Below are 14286 nucleotides of genomic sequence, written 5' to 3' on the forward strand. Positions count from 1 at the left end.
TCAGAGGGCAAGTCGTCGTCCCGGGAGTCGTCCTCCCTGGTCAAGGTGACTCCCGAGGTATCAGCCTCGGCTTCGCCGCTCAACCCTGGAGAGACGTCGCTTGCAGCGGTAGCTCTGGGGTTCTGCTCCGCTGGTGTCGTCATGATGCTGCCTCTCACATCTGGATGATCAGGTCGCGCTGGCTCACGGTCGTGAGGGCCACTCCGCGAAGCCGCGGGAAGCCGGTCAGGTCTGGCTCGACGTGGGCGTCCTGCTGCTGCAGCGCATCAACCCGCGGAGTCAGCTTCGTCTCGGGCCTGGGCAAGCGGATCTCAACCGAATCTCGAGGCATGACGCACCGCAGCCCAGCGCGCCAGCGGAAGGCCACCGAAGGAGCCACCGCTAGGACGAGCTCGGTGGCAACCAGCCGGAGGAGCACACTCAGCAGAAGTGCGACGACTTCCGCCGCGTAGCGGAATTCACGTCGCACGGAGGCCGTCGGCCGGCATGGCTCGACACGACGGAGCGTCCACGAGAGCCAGGACCTCGTGGTGCAGCTGATCCTGAGTCGCCCGCAGAGCCATCGTCACCCGTTTCTCGTGCGGAGCCGGTCCTGAGGACGCTGATCGAGATCGGCAGCCCCACCGCCAGCACGGCAAGCATGAACGGTGCGATTCCCGCGGGCGACAGTTCGCCGGAAGACAAGATCGCTGCCCCGGACATCGCGGCGACCGCACCCGCGGCCGCCAGGCTCAACCACAACGACGCGGTCTCCACCGCGACGTCCTCGGAGGCTGTTTCTTTCCGGCCTGGACCATGATCGGTGCGGCGAACGCCGAGAGCAGAGCGGCCAGGGCGAAGAGTGCCACCGTCACGAGGGCCGTCATGGGCTCGTCAGCTCCGGCGCAGTCTCGGGTTCGTCGAACCGGAGGTCAGCGGGATCGCGCGCCTCGTCGCCCGGTGACGGCGAGGTAGACGCCGAGCACCACGATGGCGCCGAAGATGGAGCCGATCCATCCGGCGGTGCCGAGTTCGAAGCCTCGACCGCTGATGAGGCCCCCGAGCAGGTTGCCGACCAGCGAACCGATGACGCCCAGCACGATGGTCATGGCGATGCTGAGGTCCTGCTTGCCGGGGATGACCGCTCGGGCGATGAGGCCGGCGACGAGGCCGATGACGAGCAGGACGATGATGTTCCAGATCACGATGTCTCCTGGGGATGGACCGGGACGAGTTCGACGAGTGCCCGGTGAACGGGTGATGACTTGCCGCACGTCATGTCTGCTGCAGGTCGTGCAACCCCGAGCCGGCAGCGGATCGGCGGTACTGCCGGTGCCGGTGGTCAGAGACCGGGCTTGTCGCCCAGACCACTGCCGACGTCGCCGAGCAGCTGCTTCGGGTCGATGCGGAACTTGCTGACCAGCCCGGCGCCCTCGTCCGTGTCGACCCCCTAGGAGCGGAGGAACTCGAGGATCTGGTCCTTAGAAGCTGCACGAGAGGTCCTAGCAGGCGGCGACACCCGGAACGCGGATACGACGTAAACGTCCATGCCCACAACACGCCGAGTTGTGACCCAGTCATAGGCGAATTCCCAGAATTTCGACCAGCGCAAGGCGTCCCACAGCCGGGATCTTGGGTCAGAGGAGGCCGCGTCCACCCGACCGGGTCCGACCCGGCCGGAGCTCGATGTCGATGGGCAGCTGCGGGTCGTCCAGAGCCTGCCGCATGTTGCTGACCAACCGGTCCTCCAGGGCCTGCCGGACCTCGGCGATGTCGGCATAGTCGGTCAGGTCCACGGCCAGGGCGACCCGTCGACCCCCTCGGTCGAGCACGTGCGCCGATGCCCCGGCGACGCCGCGCAGGCTCTCGGCCTCGGCCTCCATGGCATCGGCGAGCGCACTGGTGTGGACGGTCGTGAGTCCGTCGCGGTCGTCGGTGGTCAGCTCCAGGCGCCCGATCCGGTCGGTGCGCAGCTGGGCCAGCAGCCATCGGAGCCCGAGCAGGGCCAGCAGGAGGCAGACGGTAGCGACGGCCCACCAGAACCACGGCTGATTCCGGGCGAAGTCGCGCACGGGCTGCGGCAGAACGGGCTGATCGCCATCGCCGAAGGCCCCGAAACCCAGGGCCAGCCCGAGCCCGCCGGCCGCGAGCAGGAGCAACCCCAGCAATGCCAGGATCGTGCGGTTGACGCCATTGACACGTGAGCTCATCGCGAGGACTTTCCAGAGACGGTGACGCGCGGACGGAGGACGTCGGACAGCCCGAGCTCGTCGAGCCGCTCGGTCACAGCTGCGGTGACCGGCTGCTGCAGCTCTTGCGGGGAGCGCATGGCCGTGGCTGCCTTCACCCGCACGGTGCGACGTCCGGCCTTGGCGCTGGCGGTCTTCACGCCGTCAGCTCGACGCGCAGCGGTGGACAGGGATCGCTCGATACCGCGGCGCGAGGCGGTGACGCGAACCCCGTCGGTGCGACCCGGCAGGGTGAGAGAGCCGGGCTTGCCGCGGCGGAGGGCGACCACCAGCAGGAGCAGCCCGATGATGATCAGGCCGATGAGGATGGCGCGGACGACGCCGCCGGTGAAGGACTGTTCACCCAGCCACGTGCTCCACATCGGGTGGGGGACCAACCAATACGGACGCCCCAGGGCGGCCAGGACGATCTCCACGACGGCGAGGAGGCCGCCGAAGAGGAGCGCCAGCGCCAGCACCGTCGCGATGACCCGGTTCACGATGGACATGGACACTCCTTGGTCGAGTCGGGGCTCACTGGACGCGTCGCCGATGGGCGGAGGGCGTGCTCAGGCTGACGACGTCGATGTCGACGTGGGCGACCCGGACGCCGGTGATGTGCTCGACATCCTTACGGACCCGCTCGCGCACCCGGCTGGCTACGGTGCGGACCGAGGCGGGCCAGCCGATCGCCACGGTCGCGTCGACCGTGGCGGTGTGCCCGTCGACGCGAGCGTCGACGGACGCCTCCTTGTCCGGGCGGGCGTCCCCGACGTTGATGCCGAGCAGCCGGCGTGGAGCGGCGGTCGCACCCTCGACCTGCGTGACCGCATAGCCGGCGACTCGCTCGACGACACGGTCGGCGATCTCGAGGGTGCCCCGCTCGGCGGGGTCGCCGAGCTCCGGGAGGGCGGCGCCGTGTTCGTCCGGCCCGGAGGTGGCCTGCGGGCCATCGGGGGGAAGTGGGACGGCGCTGCTCACCGCGGACCGCGCCCACCGAGGTAGGGCGTGAGGTCGAGCTGACCGGACACCACCTTGCCGATCACGAAGCCGATGACACCGAGCACCGCAGTTCCGACGAAGGCGTCAAAGCCGCCGATGACCCAGGCGAGACCGAGCAGCAGACCGGTGAACAGACCCACGACGGTGGGTGGCATGGCAACCTCCAGGACAAGACGGGTTCAGGGCAGTTCAGACAACGCGCCGTGGTCTGCGGCGACGGTGGAACCAGGCGGCGATCCTGGCGAGACCCCGGGGCCGGCGGACGAAGCGGACGTCGTCCGCCGGCCGGGGGCCTGCTCTGCGGGCTCGCCCCTCGAGTTCCGCCATGACCCGGAGGAACTCGGACGGATCGCCCCCGAGGTCGGGATGGTGCGCGCGGAGCAGCGCGCGCCGTCGGCGACGCTCCTCCGGGTCGGTGGTCTCAGGCATCAGGCCTGCGAAACCCCCACACCGGACGGCCCGGGGGGCAGGGCCGGCGGCTGTTCTTCGGGCAGCTGGAGGTCCGCGACGTGCACGTCCACCGGCTGTCCGGCCACGAGCGGCTCGACCGCGCGACGCACCTGGTCGGCGATCGCGATGATCGGAACGCCCTGGACGGCCACGACCGACACCAGCACGCGGCTGGATTCTATCCGCACCCCGTCGACCCGACGTCCCGGTAGGTACGTGGCGACATTCCGCAGGCCGCTGCCGCGGGACAGCGACGCGACGGCGGGGCAGGCGACCGCGGCAGCGGCGATAGCGTTGGCAAGCTCGGCCTCCGACATCGCCGCGACCGCGGCCGAACCCCTGGACGCTGAGGTCACTGGACCCGCGGAGGCTCCTGGGAGCCCTCGTCGTCGGACGGCAGGTGGATGTCGTTGACCGAGATGTTGACCTCGGTGACCTGCAGACCGGTCATCCCCTCGACCGACGCGATGACGTTTCGCCGGACCGACCGGGCGACATCGGCGATGGGGGCGCCGTACTCGGTGACCAGATCCAGGTCGACCGCTGCCTGCTTCTCCCCGACCTCGACCGACACGCCCTGACCGGCCGACTGCGTGGCGCCCGGGATGCGCTCGCGGAGCGCGCCGAGGGTGCGTGCCGCGCCGCCGCCGAGAGCGTAGACGCCGGACACCTCGCGCGCAGCCAGGCCGGCGATCTTCTGGACGACGTTGTCGGCGACGGTGGTGGTGCCCTGGCTGGTCTGCAGAGCCGACGGCGACGCCTGGGTGACCGCGCTGGTCGACGCGGAGGTGCTGGAGCTCGGGGACTGCGTCACTGGGTGACCTCTTCTTCCGTGATGGGAGATAACGTCGTAAACCGACGGGCGGCCCGGTCGTGCCCTCGGGTCGCCGACTTACACCAGTTGGACACAACTGGATGGGAAGGGTTACAGCAGATGGCGAAAAGGGCTCCGCGGAAGCGTGAGCTTCACCGGTGACCCAGGACGCAGAGCCCATCGCCGGCCGGACCGACCCGATGGAGGAGCGCTGGGTCTCGCTGGCGAGGGAGGGCAACGAGGACGCCTTCGCATCGCTCGTCCGCGCGCACCAGGACCGGCTCTACCACGTGGCGCTGCGCCTGGTGGGGCATCCAGCGGACGCCCAGGATGCGGTGCAGGAGTCCCTCCTGCAGGTCTGGCAGCACCTGGACGGATTCCGCGGTGAGGCGCAGTTCTCGACGTGGGTCATGCGCATCCTGATCAACCGCTGCCACAACGTGCTGCGGGCTCGCAAGCTCACCGTGCCCCTGCCCGACGACATCGGATCAGCCGAAGGACTACCCCAGGCGCCGTCGGCAGAGGACCTGGCCGTGCGTGCTCAGCGCAGGGACGCCGTCCGCGCCGCGGTGCTGTCGCTACCTTTCGACCAACGCGCGCCACTTGTCCTGACCGTCTTCGGCGGTTACACACATGCTGAAACGGGGCGCATTCTCGGCATCTCCGAGACAGCAGCCAAGGTGAGGGCGCATCGTGGGCGCAAGACCCTGCTGGCCCGGCTCCAGGAATGGAGGTGACTCCCGTGTCCCCGAGCAACAGCGAGGACGACCGCCTGCCCTGCGGCGTAGGCGTCGACACCTTGCTCACCCAGGTGGCCGAGCATGCTCCCCCCCGTGACCCGGCACACCAACGCAGCTGTCCGCACTGCCGAGCCGCCCTGGCGGAGCTGGCCGACCTGTGGGCCCCCGTCACCAAACTGGCAGCGGAAGACGTCCGCGCACCGGCCGGCCTGCTGCAGGAGGTCATGGCACAGATCCGCGAACTGTCCCGCAACGCTTGGCACGCCGTCCTGACCGACCCGACCGGGCAGACCCGCATCGCGGCACGCGTCGTCGGCGCCGTCGCCCGACTGGCCGCCGAGTCCGTTCCGCACGTCTCGGTCGCCTTCGGCGGCGGTCGCCCCGAGACCCGGGCCGGACAGTCGCCCTCACTCACCGAGATCGCCGGCGCCGCGGGCGAACCTGCCACCGACGTCGGGGTCGCGGGCTGTCACGTCATCATCGACGTCCAGATCGCCGTCGACTACGGCGTTCCCATCGCGCACGTCGCGCAAGCGGTTCGGAGCCGGATCGTCGAACACCTCGTGGCGCACACCGGGTTGATCACCAGAGAGGTGAACGTCATCGTCATCGACGTCCTCCCGTCGCTTCGGTGACACGAGACACCACACCCGCTCCAGGCGAGAAAACTCTGCTGTACCTGATCGCCCGGCTGTGCGGCGCCTACGAATGGACGGTGACCTCGGGCCGCAAGCACGTCTGGGCGTACGTCAGCCTGCTCCCGGGCGCCGGCACCAGATCGCACCCCCATCGGAGGCCGCGGCCGTCGCCTGCTCGCAGCGGTCGGCGTCGGTGGGTTCACGGCATCCCGCTCGCGAACCGGCCGCCGAGTCCGGTCGTGCACAATACGCCAGGGCCTCCTGGCCGCGACGACGAACGAAAGCGGGTGCAGGTGGTCGGGAAACGCGCGGACGCCGAGGAAAGCGCTGCGGCTGCCTCTGACGTCCCGGGTGTCGGAGTCCCCGCGGCGTCGGTGGAGCTACTGGACCTGGCCCGAGCAGCCGCGGGGATCGGCACCTTCGACTGGGACCTGATCACCGGGCGGCTGTCGTGGGACGACCGGCTCCTGGAGCTGTTCGACCTGACCCCGGCGACCTTCGACCAGACGATCGAGGGCTTCAACGCCCGAGTGCACCCGGACGACCTGGGCAGGGTCAGCGAATTGCTCGACCGCGCGATCACCACGTGCGGCGACTACGAGGCCGAGTACCGGGTGCTGTGCACCGACGGGTCCCTGCGGTGGATCGCCGCGCGCGGGCGGGCCCTGTGCGACGAGGCCGGGGACGCCGTCCGGCTGCTGGGCGCCGCCTGGGACGTCACCGACCGCCGGAAGACGCAGGATCGGATCGCCAGGGCCCTGGAAGGCATGGCCGTCGGATACCTCGTCATGGATGCGGACTGGCGGATCGGCTATGTCAATGCGCGAGCCGAGAAGGCGTTGGGGCTGCCGCGCGCCGAGCTGGTCGGCGGGATCATCTGGGAGCGGTTCCCCGGAACCGTCGGCACCGACTTCGAAGCCGGCTACCGCCGGGCCAAGGACACCGGCCAACCCGTCACCTTCGACGCCTACTACCCCGAACCGCTCAACGCCTGGTATGAGGTGCGCGCCACGCCCGAGGGTGACGGGGTGGCGCTCTACTTCCTCGACATCACCGAGCGATACCGGACCTACCAACGCAACGAACTCCTAGGACAGACCACCCACCAGCTCACCGGCACCTTGAACGCTGAGGAAGCCGTCGCCCGGCTCGCTCAGCTGGTGGTCCCTACGCTGGCCGACTGGTGCCTGGTGAGCCTGGTCAGCGATGAGCAGCACACCAACATCAGACGTGCTCTGCGCGACGTCGGCCACTGGCACACCGATCCGGACGAGCGAGCACTGGTCGAGGCCTACGCCCGGGTGCGCCTGGCCGCGGCGACCGACGAACCCTTCCTGGCTCGCGCCTTGAGCAGCGGAGAGCCCGTGGTCATCGAGCGAGACGCGTCCGAGCGGATCCGCGCGGTGCTGACCGCCGGCGAGGCCACCGAGCTGCTGGAGCAGTTGGCGCCGGAGAGCGCGGCCGTGCTGCCGCTGCGGGGCCGCGGCCGGACCGTCGGGCTGCTCACCCTGTTCAACGGTCCTGCGCGCGGGCCGATCCCACCCAACGACCTGTCCACGGCCACCGACATCGCCGGACGCGCCGGGATGGCCCTGGACAACGCCCGACTCTACCGGGAGCAGCGCAGCCTGGCCGAGGGCCTGCAGCGGTCACTGCTCACCGCACCCCCGCAACCCGACCACGGGCAGATCGTCGTCCGCTACGTGCCCGCCTCCCAGGCCGCACAAGTCGGCGGCGACTGGTACGACGCATTCCTGCAGCCCGGAGGCGCCACCGTGCTGGCCATCGGTGATGTGATCGGCCACGACACCCAGGCGGCCGCCGCGATGGGCCAGATCCGCACCATCGTCCGATCGATCGGCGCCCTGGACGACCAGAGCCCCGCGACCATCCTCCGTCGGGCCGACGAGGTGATGGAGAGGCTGATGGTCCGGACCGCGGCCACGATCGCCCTCGCCCGGTTGGAGCAGACCCCCGACGACCTGCAGCGCGGCATCACCCGGCTGCGCTGGTCGAACGCCGGTCACCCGCCACCGTTCGTGATTAACCCCGACGGCACGGTCCTTCCCCTGACCCGTGTTCGGGCGGACCTGCTGCTCGGCGTACGACCCGACAGCGCGCGACACGAGGCCGAGGTGGTTCTCGACCACGACGCCGTGGTGCTCCTCTACACCGACGGGCTCGTCGAGCGCCGCGACGAGGACCTCGACCAGGGCACGCAGCGCCTGCAGGACACCCTGGAGGAACTCGCCGGCCGTGATCTCGACGAGCTGTGCGACGAGCTGCTGGCCCGGATGCTGCCGCACGAGCCGGACGACGACGTCGCCCTCATCGCCATCCGACTGTTCCGGCGGGACCGCCCACGGCCGGCCCAGGCCGGCCCCAACGTCGTCCCACCGGACGTGCCCCCGCACCGGGATGTCGCCAGTCACCCGGACTAACCCCCTCAGCGGCGCACCTCCGGTGGAAGCGCGGCGTCACAGCTGAGGGCGGACACCTGGCTCGGAGGCGAGCGCAGCGGCGTACGTCCGCGCCTCACCGCGGACGGCGGCCCGACCGGCTCCCCGCCGCCCGAGGGGCAGCAGGGTCCGGCCCTGCGCGCCTTCCAGCTCCAGTGCCAGAGCTGCGTAGAGGGCGAGCACCGCGAGCGCGAGGCCGGTCCAGCCGGCCGCCGCCTTCCAGCTGCTCGAGCCGGTGATCTCGTACAGCCCGGTCACGGCGAACCTGATTCCGGCCAGGCACATGACCGCGGCCGGCACCAGCTTGCTGGCCGCAGCCGATGCGGCCGGCACCTGCAGCGCCAGCCCGGCCGTCAGCATCAGGACCCCCAGCCCGGCGCTGGTCGCCCCGGGCGCCGACGTCAGCGTCGTCAGCGCGACCGTCGCCCAGGTGCCGGCCAGCAGCCCCATGCCGGTGGCAGCCACCGGGTCGCGGGCCAGGAACCCGACGACGGCGGCGGTGAGCTGCAGCGGGACGGTGGCGACCAGCGCCGTCAGCCCGGCGATGCGGCCCTGGTCGGGCGGTATCCAGCTCAACTGCACGGCGCTGAGCATGACCGTCGCGAGCACCAGCGCCAAGAAGCCGAGCGGGAGCGGCGTGGCCAGCGGCCGCAGCACCACCCGCGTGGCCGCTCCGCCTGCCGCCGACGGATCCGGCATCAGCTGACCAGTGCCTGGGTGGCGGCTTCCTTGAGCTTGCCGTTGGCCCACCGGGCCTGCCGCAGGGTCTCGGGATGGCACCGCTCGGCGAGCTTCAACAGGTCCTGCTTCCTCGCCCCCTGGGCCACCTGGGCCAGCAGCTCCCAGTCCAAGGAGACCCCGGAGGCCTCCCGGTAGAGGTGCCGGAGGTCGGCGAGCAGCAACAACCCAGATTCCGGGCGGCGGCCGAAGAGGTCGGACGCCGCCTGCTGGAGCCTCTCGAGCGCGCCGGGCTCCCCACCGGTCTCCTGGTCGAGGTCCAGGCCGTAGAGCTGTCCGATGGCGGCGAGGTCGCGGACGTGGTCCGTCGACCACCTCGCCAGATCCCGGGTGACGTGGAAGACCTCGTGCTCGGCCTTGTGCCGGTCGGACATGCCGAGCAGCACGTGGACCAGGTGCTTCTCGGAGCGGTGCAGCTCCTCGATCGCCAGGTGCAGCTTCACCGGATCTCCTCCGCCGCGAGCGTCTCGACGGCCTCGGCCGCCGTGCCGCCACGGGTCTCCGGCACCGAGCCGGTGACCGGCCGTGAGCCCGTCGTCGTTGGGGCCGACGACGGCACTCCCGAGGTGCTCTCCAGCCGGGTCGCCTGCGCGGCGGCGGTCTTGAAGATCGGCTGCTTGGACGCCGGGTCCCACTCGGTGATGGTCAGCTCGTTTGCTGCGCGGCCCTCAGTCCCCGCCGGCTCGTGCTCGCCCGGCTCGTCCCAGTAGCCGTAGTGGAAGGGCAGAAACAGAACACCCGGCCGCACACCGCTGATCCGCAACCGGGCCTGCACCCGCCCACGCGGAGTGCTCACCTCGAGCAGGTCGCCCTCGGCGAAGGAGCGGTCGGCGGCGTCGCTCGCCGACATCTCGACCCAGACCTCGGGAGCGGCGGCCTGCAGCTGGGGTGCGCGGGCCGTCTTCGTCCGGGTGTGGAAGTGGTAGAGGGTGCGGCCGGTGATCAGCTGGAAGGGGTAGTCCTCGCTGGGCAGCTCGTGCGGCGGCAGGTACTCCGCGGCCTTGATCACTGCATTGCCCGTCGGGTTGAGCGCCTTGTACTCGGTCTCGGAGACCGGCGCGCCGGTCACCAGGTCCCGGCCGTAGCTCTCGCAGTAGGACGGTTCGGACCAGAACTGCCCGTCGGTGTAGATGCGTTCGGTGCCGTCGGGGTGCTCGTCGGTGCACGGCCACTGGATGCCGCTGCCACCGCGGAGCTTGTCGTAGGTCATGGCCGAGTAGTCGCAGGGCCGTCCACGACTGCACTCCTTCCACCCCTCGAAGGCGCCCTCAGGGTCGGACCACTTCACCAGCGGCTGGCCGTCCTTGTCTTTCAGCCCGAGGCGGTGCGCGAAGTCGATGAGGATGTCGAGGTCGGCCCTGGCCTCACCGGGCGGCTCGACCGCCTTCTCGGACAGGTGGACGGTGCGGTCCACGTTGGTGAACGTGCCGGTCTTCTCGCCCCACGTGGCAGCCGGCAGCACGACGTCGGCCAGGTGGGCGGTCTCGGACAGGAAGATGTCCTGGACGACCAGGAACAGCCGCTCCTGGGCCAGGATCGCGCGGATGCGCTCGAGCTCCGGCAGCGAGACGGCGGGGTTGGTCGCCGTCACGTACATGAAACGGACGGAGCCTTCCTCGGCGTACCGGAACATCTGCATCGCGTGCGTCGGTGGCGCGTAGTGCGGGATCTGCATCGGCTCGATGTTCCAGACTTTCGCGAGCTCCTGGATATGGCTGTCGTTGGACCAGTTGCGGAAGGCCGGCAAGTCGCCGTCCGCTCCGGCCTCCCGGGTGTTCTGGGCGGTCGGCTGGCCGTTCATCTGCAGGACGCCGCAGCCAGGCTTGCCGAGCATGCCGCGGACGACGTTGATGTTGTTGACCTGGACGGCGGCCGCCGTAGCCTGGTGCGACTGGTAGAAGCCCTGCAGCACCGTCGACAGGAGGCGCTCGGCCGAGCCGAGGATCCGGGCCGCCTCGCGGATCTGGTCGGCGGGGACGTCGCACACCTCCGCGGCGACCTCGGGGCTGTAGTCGGCGACCTGCTTCTCGAGCTCGTCGAAGCCGACGGTGTGCGCGTCGACGTACGCGCGGTCGATCCAGCCGTTCCTGATGATCTCGTGCAGCAGCGCGTTCATCAGCATCACATTCGTGCCGGGCCGCGGAGCGAGGTGCACCGTCGCTGCCCGCGCCACCGGTGTGAGGCGCGGGTCGACGCAAATCACCTTCGGCGGGTTCTGGCCGGCCAGCCGGTCGAGCACGCGCGTCCACAGCACCGTCTGGGTCTCGGCCATGTTGTGCCCGTAGAGCGCGATGACGTCGGCGTGGTCGACGTCGGTGTAGGACCCGGGCTGGCCATCGCTGGCGAACGTCTCCTTCAGCGCCGCCGCAGCGGTGGCGGTGCACAGCCGGGTGTTGCCGTCGACGTGGTTGGTCCCGATGCCGCCGTGGGCGATCAGACCGAGCGTGTAGTACTCCTCCAGGAACAGCTGGCCGGTCGTGTAGAAGCTGATTGCGCTGGGCCCCTGCTCCTCCAGCAGCTCCTTCGCGCGGCCGACGACGGCGTTCATGGCCGTGTCCCAGTCGGTCTCGACCAGTCGCTCGTTCTCGCGGATGAGGGGCTTGGTCAGCCGGTCGGGCGAGTTGTTCGCCTGCCAACCGAAGAGGTCCTTGGGACCCAGTCGACCGTGGTTGACCCGGTCCACCTCGCGTCCCCGGACCCCGACGATGCGCCCGTCCTTGACGGCGATGTCGAGCCCGTCGCCGTTGGAGTGCAGGATCGTCGCCGACTGCACCCACCGGTCGACGTCGTCCTCGGTGAGCCCGCCGGCCAGGTAGGAGTCCACCCGGGTGGGCCAGGTCTCGCCCGGTCCGTACGGCGTCCGGCTACCCCACGGTTCGGCGATGCGGTCGACGCGTGGCACGTGCCCTCCCGATTCGTTGCTCTACTGCAAATGTCTGTGTGCAGTGTGCCGCTGCGGTGGCCGTGCTGCAGGCCGGAGGCCGGGTCGCCCCGGGGATCAGCCCCCTTCGCCAGGACCGGGGACGAGGGCCCCGAGCGCGGACAGCACGGCGTCCGCGTGCTCGGGGGGCAGGTTCCCGATCCGGGCCCGGATCCGGGTCAGGCGCAGGTCGTCGTAGCAGTCCAGGGCGTCCTCACCCAGCTGGCTCAGCCACAGGCTGATCTCCCGACCGCTCGTCGTCGACGTCCGCTTGTCGACGAGGCCGGCCGCCACGAGCCGATCGACGAGCCGGCTGGTGACCGACACCGAGACGCCCATCCCACGAGCGAGGTCGCCGAGGTTGACGCCGGGCCGCTGGTGCAGCAGCGTCACTGCCCGCAGCTGGACGGCGGAGACCGTGCCGATCTCGTCGGCGGCCTCGATGGACACGCCCATCGCCAGGCGGAGCAGCGCGAGCAGCACCTCGTCTGCCGGCGTCCGCGGCGTGGATCCCAGCTCGGTCATGCGGCGTCCTCCCCGTGCCGGGACCGGCGTTACCGGGGAGCCGATCTTGTCATACGACAACCGTGGCGGGCGGCGGTCAGGTGCGGGGAGAGCGCCCTGCCACCCCCGCCCGGCACCGGCCTCCGGCGGGCGAGGCGCAGGCGGTCCGCCTCCTCTTCGTTCCCCCAGGCCCGCATCTGGACAGGTCGCAGCGGGATCCCGGCATCGTCCAGGACGGCGGCGTCCGGCACGGGTCGCTGCTCCGTGGCGTGGTGGAACCCACCGTCGCCGTCGCCAGGTACCGGTCGACGGCCGCTCGGACCGGCTATACGTCAGCGCGGGCAGCCGGGCACGGGGATCGACGGCGGTGTCGAGGAGCAGCAGCGCGTCGACCAGGACCGCGACGGCGACCGGCGCGGCGTCGACGACGTGCCGGCTCCGGAAGTAGTGCAGCTCCGGGTAGGCGACGTGCCGCTGGCCGACCGAGCTGAGCGTGGCCGTGAGGGTGACCAGGTGCTGGGCGAACGCATCAATGAACCAGTCCCCGGACCAGCCGGTGACCAGCCGGTGACCAGCCGGTGACCAGCACGTCCCCACCGGACCGGCCGAGGGCGTGCACGTGGGTGGCCAGGGCGCGCCGGTCCACCACCGCGGAGACCACGGCCAGCAGGTAGGTGATGGACAGCGTCACCACGAAGAGCCCGCTGAAGTTGTTGAGCAGCACGGGCACCCGCCGCCGGGTGTGCAGCCGCAGCAGGCCACGCCAGGCCGGGCCCTGGACCGCCGCGTCATCGGGCCTGCTCAGGGGCTCAGCGAGAGCGTCGTCGACAGGATGTCCCAGAGCACGACGGGCCCCCGGCCGCGACGAGCAGGGCACCGGTCACCGGAGTGCCGCCGCGGGCACTACTCCCCCACCGCCGTGACCAGCGCGAGGAGGCCCGCGTAGAGCACCAGCCCAACCATGAACCAGGGGTAGCTGGAGCGACCGGTCGACGGAAGCTCTTCCTTGAACACGTTCAGCAGGATCGACCCGCCGAGCAGTGCGGTGAGCAGCGCCACCACCAGCGTGCTGGTCGGTGCCAGGAGCGCATCGAGGAGCCAGCCCACCAGCAGCGCGCCGGCGAGCGCCATCCGGCCCGAGCCAGGGAAGCGCCGCGGGTAGTGCTCCTCGAGCGACCGATCGGTCAGGACGAAGTGTAGCCCCATCGCCACGGTGAACAGGACGGCGAAGGCGATCCCCGTCCGCAGCCGCAGCGCCATCGTGTACGTGATCAGCCCGTTGTAGATCATGAATGACCCGAGGTGCAGCCAGTACACCCCCGCGGGCTCGAGCGGGGCTTCTCTCGCGGCCCCGGCCGGGTGCTGGGAGCCGACCGTGGCCCCGGCGCGCGCGCGGGCGGGAACCGTGCGGTCGGCCAGCCGCTGCAGGCCGTAGAAGGCGGCGAACCCGGCCAGCGCCACGACGAAGATGCCGAGGTCCACCAACGGGGTCGGCTCCACGACGTCGGCGAGCGCCTCGCCGATCGCCTCGTTGCCCTCGGCAATCTCGGGCAGCAGGTGCAGGAACACATAGGCGACCGCCAACCCGCCGGCGAACGAGCCGGTCGCCCGCTCCGGGATCAACGGCAGCTTCCGGATCCGCGGTGCGGCCAGGTGCAGCCCCGCCAGGACCGCGGCGGCGACTAGCTGTCGCGACCGGACACGTTGTTCACACGGCGAGGCGGCTGACCGGTGGGTGGCCTCCGAGGGCGGAGTGGCTGCGGGCAGTGTTGTAGTGGCTCAGCCAGCTGTCCAGGGCCGTGGTGCGCTCGTCG

Annotated in this window: 18 protein-coding genes; 3 read left to right on the top strand and 15 right to left on the bottom strand. The window is 70.7% G+C overall.

Features of this window, described 5'->3' with window-relative positions:
* Positions 1-154 precede the first annotated feature (154 nt).
* From DQ237_RS19175 to DQ237_RS19215, 8 genes are all read right to left on the bottom strand, one after another.
* The gene (locus DQ237_RS19175) at positions 155-469 is read right to left on the bottom strand and encodes a hypothetical protein (RefSeq protein WP_113801748.1); all 315 of its coding nucleotides are present in this window, start codon (positions 467-469) and stop codon (positions 155-157) included.
* A 442-nt stretch (positions 470-911) separates the two neighbouring features.
* A complete protein-coding gene (locus DQ237_RS19180; protein WP_113801749.1) occupies positions 912-1184 on the bottom strand; it encodes a GlsB/YeaQ/YmgE family stress response membrane protein in 273 nt (90 codons plus the stop codon).
* A gap of 432 nt (positions 1185-1616) precedes the next feature.
* Entirely contained in the window at positions 1617-2189 is a 573-nt protein-coding gene (gene amaP, locus DQ237_RS19185; protein ID WP_113801750.1) for an alkaline shock response membrane anchor protein AmaP, read from the bottom strand.
* Positions 2186-2716 carry a DUF6286 domain-containing protein gene (locus tag DQ237_RS19190; protein WP_113801751.1) on the bottom strand — a complete coding sequence of 177 codons (531 nt, stop codon included), beginning with the start codon at positions 2714-2716 and terminating at the stop codon, positions 2186-2188. Before DQ237_RS19190 ends, amaP begins: the two co-directional genes overlap by 4 nt.
* Before the next feature lie 25 nt (positions 2717-2741).
* Positions 2742-3188 (bottom strand): Asp23/Gls24 family envelope stress response protein, encoded by a 447-nt coding sequence (locus tag DQ237_RS19195; RefSeq protein ID WP_113801752.1) that lies wholly within the window; start codon positions 3186-3188, stop codon positions 2742-2744.
* Entirely contained in the window at positions 3185-3364 is a 180-nt protein-coding gene (locus DQ237_RS19200; protein ID WP_113801753.1) for a hypothetical protein, read from the bottom strand. The genes DQ237_RS19195 and DQ237_RS19200 overlap by 4 nt, the downstream gene beginning before the upstream one ends.
* 273 nt (positions 3365-3637) lie before the next feature.
* Entirely contained in the window at positions 3638-3976 is a 339-nt protein-coding gene (locus tag DQ237_RS19210) for a hypothetical protein (protein WP_113801767.1), read from the bottom strand.
* Positions 3977-4011: 35 nt separating this feature from the next.
* Entirely contained in the window at positions 4012-4473 is a 462-nt protein-coding gene (locus DQ237_RS19215) for an Asp23/Gls24 family envelope stress response protein (RefSeq protein ID WP_113801755.1), read from the bottom strand.
* A 158-nt stretch (positions 4474-4631) separates the two neighbouring features.
* Here DQ237_RS19215 and DQ237_RS19220 point away from each other — a divergent pair, with 158 nt between their 5' ends.
* The 3 genes from DQ237_RS19220 to DQ237_RS19230 all read left to right on the top strand — a co-directional run bounded on the left by DQ237_RS19220 (position 4632) and on the right by DQ237_RS19230 (position 8292).
* Positions 4632-5210, top strand: coding sequence for an RNA polymerase sigma factor (locus DQ237_RS19220; protein WP_113801756.1), 579 nt, complete (start codon positions 4632-4634; stop codon positions 5208-5210).
* Positions 5211-5215: 5 nt separating this feature from the next.
* Positions 5216-5848 carry an Asp23/Gls24 family envelope stress response protein gene (locus DQ237_RS19225; RefSeq protein ID WP_166509687.1) on the top strand — a complete coding sequence of 211 codons (633 nt, stop codon included), beginning with the start codon at positions 5216-5218 and terminating at the stop codon, positions 5846-5848.
* A gap of 377 nt (positions 5849-6225) precedes the next feature.
* Entirely contained in the window at positions 6226-8292 is a 2067-nt protein-coding gene (locus DQ237_RS19230; protein WP_113801758.1) for a SpoIIE family protein phosphatase, read from the top strand.
* Between the two features lie 36 nt (positions 8293-8328).
* Here DQ237_RS19230 and DQ237_RS19235 read toward each other — a convergent pair whose 3' ends face one another.
* From DQ237_RS19235 to DQ237_RS19265, 7 genes are all read right to left on the bottom strand, one after another.
* Positions 8329-9009 (bottom strand): GPR1/FUN34/YaaH family transporter, encoded by a 681-nt coding sequence (locus tag DQ237_RS19235; protein ID WP_113801759.1) that lies wholly within the window; start codon positions 9007-9009, stop codon positions 8329-8331.
* Positions 9009-9491 carry a hypothetical protein gene (locus DQ237_RS19240; RefSeq protein WP_113801760.1) on the bottom strand — a complete coding sequence of 161 codons (483 nt, stop codon included), beginning with the start codon at positions 9489-9491 and terminating at the stop codon, positions 9009-9011. Before DQ237_RS19240 ends, DQ237_RS19235 begins: the two co-directional genes overlap by 1 nt.
* Positions 9488-11950, bottom strand: coding sequence for a molybdopterin oxidoreductase family protein (locus DQ237_RS20370; protein ID WP_113801761.1), 2463 nt, complete (start codon positions 11948-11950; stop codon positions 9488-9490). Before DQ237_RS20370 ends, DQ237_RS19240 begins: the two co-directional genes overlap by 4 nt.
* A gap of 96 nt (positions 11951-12046) precedes the next feature.
* Entirely contained in the window at positions 12047-12493 is a 447-nt protein-coding gene (locus DQ237_RS19250; RefSeq protein ID WP_113801762.1) for a MarR family winged helix-turn-helix transcriptional regulator, read from the bottom strand.
* A gap of 508 nt (positions 12494-13001) precedes the next feature.
* The gene (locus DQ237_RS19255; protein ID WP_113801763.1) at positions 13002-13202 is read right to left on the bottom strand and encodes a hypothetical protein; all 201 of its coding nucleotides are present in this window, start codon (positions 13200-13202) and stop codon (positions 13002-13004) included.
* Positions 13203-13375: 173 nt separating this feature from the next.
* Complete coding sequence (locus DQ237_RS19260; protein WP_113801764.1) at positions 13376-14095, bottom strand: hypothetical protein; 720 nt, start codon at positions 14093-14095, stop codon at positions 13376-13378.
* An 85-nt stretch (positions 14096-14180) separates the two neighbouring features.
* Positions 14181-14286: integrase core domain-containing protein (locus DQ237_RS19265; protein ID WP_147251739.1), on the bottom strand; the 106-nt coding region annotated here is incomplete at its 5' end.

The sequence above is a fragment of the Blastococcus sp. TF02-8 genome, from assembly GCF_003319175.1.
In the GTDB taxonomy this organism is placed as follows: domain Bacteria; phylum Actinomycetota; class Actinomycetes; order Mycobacteriales; family Geodermatophilaceae; genus Blastococcus.